Genomic DNA, 6,071 nt, shown 5'->3' with positions numbered 1-6,071 from the left:
TCGCCATCGCGGTCGCCGTCGCCATCGCGGTCGCCATCGCGGTCGCCGTCGCCATCGCCATCGCGGTCGCCGTCGCGGTCGCCGTCGCGGTCGCCATCGCCATCGCGGTCGCCGTCGCCATCGCGGTCGCCATCGCGGTCGCCGTCGCCATCGCCATCGCGGTCGCCGTCGCGGTCGCCGTCGCGGTCGCCGTCGCCGTCGCGGTCGCCGTCTGGCTGCTACGCGTCGCACACCTTTCCAGGCAGACATTGGGCGAAAGGCCGCAAACCGAGGCATTGACCAGCGTCTGCTAAGGCGGCGGCCGACCCGCCTGCTCGTCGCCGTTGCCGACTGGGCCGATGAGCGGTCTACTCAGTGCAGCGTCGGGCCTGCGTTCCCCGCACCGTAGAAGGCCAGGCCTGCGAGCTGCCGAGGTGATCCCCGGAGGCGGCCAGCCGGGCTCAGGGCCGCGACAGGGACCGGGTCTCTTCCGTCTGGCGCGGCCGGCACGCCCCACGACAGCACGAAATCCCCGGATGGCTCAACACAGCGTCGGGGGCTGCGTTCCCGCATCGCTGACCAATGCCCACCGGTTGCCGTTCAGGCACACATCGAGCGAAAGCCGCCAAACCTGGGCATTGACCAACGTCTGTCAAGGCGGGGACCGACCCGCCCGCCCGCCGCCGACTCGGCGATCAACTCAGTACAACGGCCGGCCTGACCTAGAAGCCCAAGTCTGCGGGCGGTCAGTCGGGCTCGCGGCCGGCTCAGCATCGAGGTGATCGACGGGCCTGGGGTGGTCAGTCGGTCTCGGGGCGCTGCGGTAAGAAGCGGGTCTCGTCGGGGTCGGCGGGGGTGATTGGCAGCACTGTCGTCCGGTCCGTATCAGGCGGGGCGGCTGCGGGGGTGATGGGTAGCGCCGTCGTCCGGTCCGCGTCCGGCAAAGCGGCGGCGGGGGTCGGAGCGGAGGGCTCGGGGGTGGCGGTGGCGGTGGCGCGGGACTCGTGCAGGGCTTCGGTGAGGGCGGCGTTGATGCGGGTGCCGCCGCGTTTGAAGCCGAGCTCGCGGCGGGCCTCCTCCAGGACCTCCTCCTCGGTGCGCAGGAGGGTGTCGGACTCGATCCAGGAGATCAGCGCGACCAGCGCCGCCCGCGGGTACTCCGTGATCGGGCGGCCGGGGGTGATGTCGGGGCGGGGCAGGGCGCGGGGGGAAGAGGCCGCGTCGGGGGACGGTGCGAGCGGGAAGTTGAGGACGATCGTCGGCTCGTTGAAGCGGCGGGCGTCGGCGGCGGCGAGGGCCTCGTCGTACGCGGCGCGGGTCCTGGCGGTCTCGGCGGCGGGGTCGGCGACCCAGTCGGAGGACCAGATGCGGTGGTACCGCCAGCCGAGGCGCTCCAGCTGCTCCTGCCGGAGGCGGTCGCGGTCGCGGGCGGTGCTCGCCGAGTGGTAGGTGGCGCCGTCGGTCTCGATGGCGAGGATGAGCTCCTCGGGGTTGGCGGGGTGGGCGCAGGCGAAGTCGATGAAGGCGCCCGCGACGCCGAAGCGGGCGGTGACCGGGATGCCGGCCGCGGTGAGGCGGTTGAGGACGTCGGTCTCGAAGGCGTCGGGGGCCGGGGAAGGGGCCGCGACGCCGCCGAGGGACGTGCCGCCCGAGGCGGTGTACTCCAGATAGGCGCGGAGCAGGCGCACGCCCTCGGAGGTGCTGCGGGCCGGGTCCATGTCGGCGGCGGTGAAGGAGCTGACCAGGGTCATCCGGCGGCGGGCGCGGGTGACCGCCACGTTGAGCCGCCGCTCGCCGCCGGGGAGCAGGAGCGGGCCGAAGCGGTACGGCAGCTGCCCGGAGGCGTTCTTGCCGTAGCCGATGGAGAGGATGATCGCGTCGCGCTCGTCGCCCTGGACGCGTTCGAGGTTCTTGACGAAGAAGGGCTCGGCGGCGGACTCGGCGAAGAACGCGTGCAGGTCGGGGCGGGCGGACAGGGCCTTGCGCAGCGCGAGGTCGATGCGGTCGGCGTGGGTGATGCCCATCGTGATGACGCCGAGGGACTGCGACGGGCGCAGCTGGGCGTGCTGCAACGCCAGCTCGACGACCCGGTCGACCTCGGCGGTCACGCTGTCGGCGTCGCCGGAAGCGCCGGCCGGGTCGAAGGGCACGTGCACGTGCTGCACGGAGCCGGCGCCGGCCGTGCCCGGGAACGTGACGAGCGAGCGCTCGTAGATGTGGGCGTTGGAGAAGCCGATGAGCCGGTCGTCCTGGCTGCGGTAGTGCCAGCGCAGCAGGTACGCGGGCAGCAGCGCCGTCAGCACGTCCAGGACCGACTCGTAGCCGGAGGTGAGCGACAGGTCGATCGAGCCGTCGGCCCGGACGCCGAGGGGGTCGGCGCCGCCGTCCTCGGCGGCGGTGAAGAACGACGTGGGCGGCAGCTGGTGCTCGTCGCCGGCAACGACGACCTGCCGGGCGCGCAGCAGCGCGGGGACCGCGTCGGCGGGCGTGACCTGGCTGGCCTCGTCGAACACGACGACGTCGAACAGGTCCGCCGCGGCGGGCAGCAGCTGCGACACGACCAGCGGGCTCATCGCCCAGCAGGGGCGCAGCGCGGTCAGCATGTGCGGGGCGGTCGCGAAGAGCTGGCGGATCGGCAGGTGCCGGCGCTTCAGGTTGGCCTGGTGCTCGACGAGGCGGCTCTCGTCGGGGTACTCGTCGCGGGTGCGCGTGATGTGCTCGGCGACGGCCCGCAGGACGCGGCTCGCGGTCGCGTCGATGTGCTGGTGGTCCGCGGCGCGGAACTCCGCGACGGTGCGGGTGTGCCGCTCCCCGTCGAACGCGCCGATGCGGTCGTCGGTGAACCCGAGGTGCTGCAGGATCGACGCGTGCCAGCAGGCGTCGAAGACGGCCGCGGCGAGGTCGGCGTCGGCGCGACGGCCGCCGAGGTCGGCGATGAGCTGGTCGAGGCCGAGCGCGGTGAACCCGGCGCCCAGCTCGTTGAGGCGCGGGATGCGGCGCAGCGTGCGCTCGTCGCCGGCCAGCCCGGTCAGCACGGCGCCGAGCCGGTCCAGGTCCATCGCGGTGAGCCCGAGGTGCGGCACGTGCCGCTGCAGCTGCCCGACCTGCTCGTCGAGCTCGTGAAAGGCTGCCCGCGCCCGCGCATACTCCGTGGGCAGCTGCGGCCGGCCGCCGCCGTTGGTGAAGACCGCGCGCTGCGCCAGCGCCGCGGACAACCCGGTGAAGAGCTGCTGCCGGCTGGGGCTGCCGGGGCCGCGCCACAGCTGGGCGGCCTGCTTGCGCATGCGGCGGCGGGTGAGCCAGCCCGCGTCGGCGCCGGGCTGGCCGGCGTGCTCGCGGCGCCAGGCGGCGTCGGCGGCCGACGCGATGTGGGTGGCGAGGTCGGCGCGGAACACGTCCTCGTGGAACTGGGTCAGGGTCGCGGCGACCCCGTCGAGGAACCCGAACAGCTGCCGCCAGCCGGCCAGGTCGGCGGGCGGGCGCAGGCCGGTCTGCTCCTGGACGTGGCGCAGCGCGGGACGGGCCGCGGGCAGGGTGCGCTCGGCGAGCCGCTCGACCAGCCCGAACGCCGCCTCGGCGTCGGCGGGGGTCCGCACGGCCGCGCCGGCCCAGCCGGACTGCTGCCCGGTGAGGGTGAAACCGCCGAGCGCGGCGAAGTCGCGCAGCTGCTCCCGGACGCGCCGGGCGGTGCCGGCGTCCAGCGCGGCGAGCGTCTGCCCGCGCAGCCGCACCGCCGTCATCGGCCGCCCCGCGGCGGTCAGCGCGAGGATGGCGGTCTGCGACTGGAACGCGCTGATCCCCCACGGCTCGCGGACCTGGTGCAGCGCCTCGTCGTGCCCGTTGAGCTGGGCGCGCTTCGTGATCAGGGTCTCGTGCAGGACGCTGAGGTCGGGCTGGGCGATCCGGGCGGCCGAGTCGAACGCGGCCTTGAGGTCGGCGGCGACCTTGCGCCGCGACGTGGTGCCGTCGTGGACGTCCATGACGAGGCTGCCGAGCCCGCGCCGGGCGAGCCGGTCGGTGACGGCGGTGATCGCGGCCCGCTTCTCCGCCACGAACAGCACCCGCTTGCCGCGCGCGACCAGCGACGCGATCAGGTTGGCGATGGTCTGGCTCTTGCCCGTGCCGGGCGGCCCCTTGATCACGCTGTGCTGGCCGGACAGGACGGCGTTGATCGCGTAGTTCTGCGAGGAGTCGGCGTCCAGGACCAGGAACTCGTCGTCGGGGGCGATCAGGTCGGGGTCGTCGAGCTGGACCGCGCCGGTCGCGTGCAGCCGCCGCTGCGAATCGCCGTCGCCGGCGATCGCGGCGATGATCTCGTGGCCTTCGAGCGCCTCAGCGGCGACCCGCAGGTCGTTGACCATCGGCAGCTTCGCATAGGAGAACGTGCCGAGCACGGACCGCGGCCCGATCGTGAACCCGCGGACCCGCCCGGACGCCTCCTTCACCAGCCGCTCGTACAGCGGCTGCGGGTCGAAGCCGGCGGTGTAGCTGATCAGCTCCTCCAGCTCGTCGGCGTCGACCTGGACGCCGAACTCCTCCTCCAGCAGCTGCAGCAGGGTCGGGTTGACCTCGGTGTCGCCGTGGACGCTGAGCTCGAAGTCGTCCTCGGCGGCGCCGCGGGCGCGCAGCTGGGCGGAGCGCAGCAGGACCGGCGCCGCGGGCACGCCGCTGCCGGCCGCCGGGGTCCAGGTCGCCGAGCCGATCGCCACGAAGCACGTCTCGATGCCGCGCTCCTCGGCCAGCTCACGGGCCTTGTTCCTGATCGTGCGCGCCCGCTTCACCGCCGCCGCGTGCGTCAGCGCCGGCCCGTCGTCGGGCCCGGCGGCAGAGGACTCGCCAGCCGAGGACTCGACAACCGCAGCCTCGACGGCCGAGGACTCGTCAGCCGGAGCCGCTGCTTCAGGTTCAGGAGGCGTCGCCGGTGCGGAGGCCCGCCCGATCGCCGGACGCCCGTCGTCGACCAGACGGGACGCGCCGGGGTCGGGCGCGGCAACGGCATCGAGCACCGTGTCGGCAGGGGCAGGGGCCGAAGCGGACCGCTTGCCGCCGGAGCGGGGGAACAGCTGGGTGAGCGACATGGTGCGCCCGCCGAGCAGCGCGGAGACGGCGACAGGGTCGGCGGCGGACAGGTCGAGCGTGCCGGAGCGCAGGTCCTTGTAATACAGCAGTGTGTTACGTCCGCCCAGGTCGATGAGCTGCGAGCGCCACCGCCGGGCGGCCTCCTGCACGAGCGTCGCCCGCGACCGACCATCCACGACGCGAGCGTAACGGCCGGGTACGACACTCTGCACGAGATCAAGAACAGGTAATTGACCAACATCTTTACTGTTAACAAACCTTCGCGTAGTGTCCGCGCTAGGGCGCCCTACATCCCCCATCTCGACCCGACTCCGAGGCAGGTCTGCAATGAGACTGCGAATCGGGGTGATCGCGGCTGCCCTGGCAACGGCCGCGGCCACCGTCATCACCGTCGCCGCGACGCCGGCGTCCGCCGCGGCCGCCACCGCGGCCTTCGTCCAAACCTCCACCTGGGGTTCCGGCTACGAGGCCAAGTACACGATCACCAACGGCACGAGCAGCACGATCAACGGCTGGACGGTCGCGTTCGACCTGCCCGGCGGCACCTCGATCAGCTCGTCGTGGGACTCCAACCGGACCGGCACCTCCGGTCACGTGACCTTCACGAACTCCTGGAACGGCACGATCGCCCCCGGCGGCACGGCCAGCTTCGGGTTCATCGCCGCCGGCAGCGGCACCCCGACCAACTGCACGCTCAACGGCGCCTCGTGCGGGGGCGGCACGACCCCGACCACGCCGGCCGGGACCCCTGGCGTGCCGGGTAACTTCCGGGTGACCGCGACCACGGACACCAGCTTCACCCTCGCCTGGAACGCCTCGACCGGCACCGTCACCGGCTACCGCGTCTACGAGGGCAGCACCGTGCGGGCTACCGTCACCGGCACCTCCACCACCGTGTCCGGGCTGACCGCCGGCTCCACCCACACGTACACGGTGAAGGCCTACAACAACGTCGGCGAGTCCGCGGCGTCCAACAGCGTCACCGCCACCACCACCGGCGGCACCACCACCCC

3 protein-coding genes are annotated in these 6,071 nt (G+C 73.4%); 2 read left to right on the top strand and 1 reads right to left on the bottom strand.

What is annotated here, in order from left to right; all coding sequences use genetic code 11:
- Positions 1–293 (top strand): hypothetical protein (locus AB0J72_RS58715; protein WP_363417946.1); only part of this gene is annotated, 293 nt, incomplete at its 5' end.
- A 486-nt stretch (positions 294–779) separates the two neighbouring features.
- Here the strand turns inward: AB0J72_RS58715 and AB0J72_RS58710 are convergent.
- Positions 780–5,234 (bottom strand): AAA domain-containing protein, encoded by a 4,455-nt coding sequence (locus AB0J72_RS58710; protein WP_363417943.1) that lies wholly within the window; start codon positions 5,232–5,234, stop codon positions 780–782.
- A gap of 151 nt (positions 5,235–5,385) precedes the next feature.
- Between AB0J72_RS58710 and AB0J72_RS58705 the strand changes: the two genes are divergently transcribed.
- On the top strand, positions 5,386–6,071 hold a 686-nt coding region (locus tag AB0J72_RS58705; protein ID WP_363417940.1), incomplete at its 3' end, for a cellulose binding domain-containing protein.

It is taken from the genome of Dactylosporangium sp. NPDC049742, assembly GCF_040674675.1.
In the GTDB taxonomy this organism is placed as follows: Bacteria; Actinomycetota; Actinomycetes; order Mycobacteriales; family Micromonosporaceae; genus Dactylosporangium; species Dactylosporangium maewongense.
The sequence above is the reverse complement of the archived record's forward strand: the minus strand, read 5'-3'. Positions and strand labels throughout refer to the sequence as shown.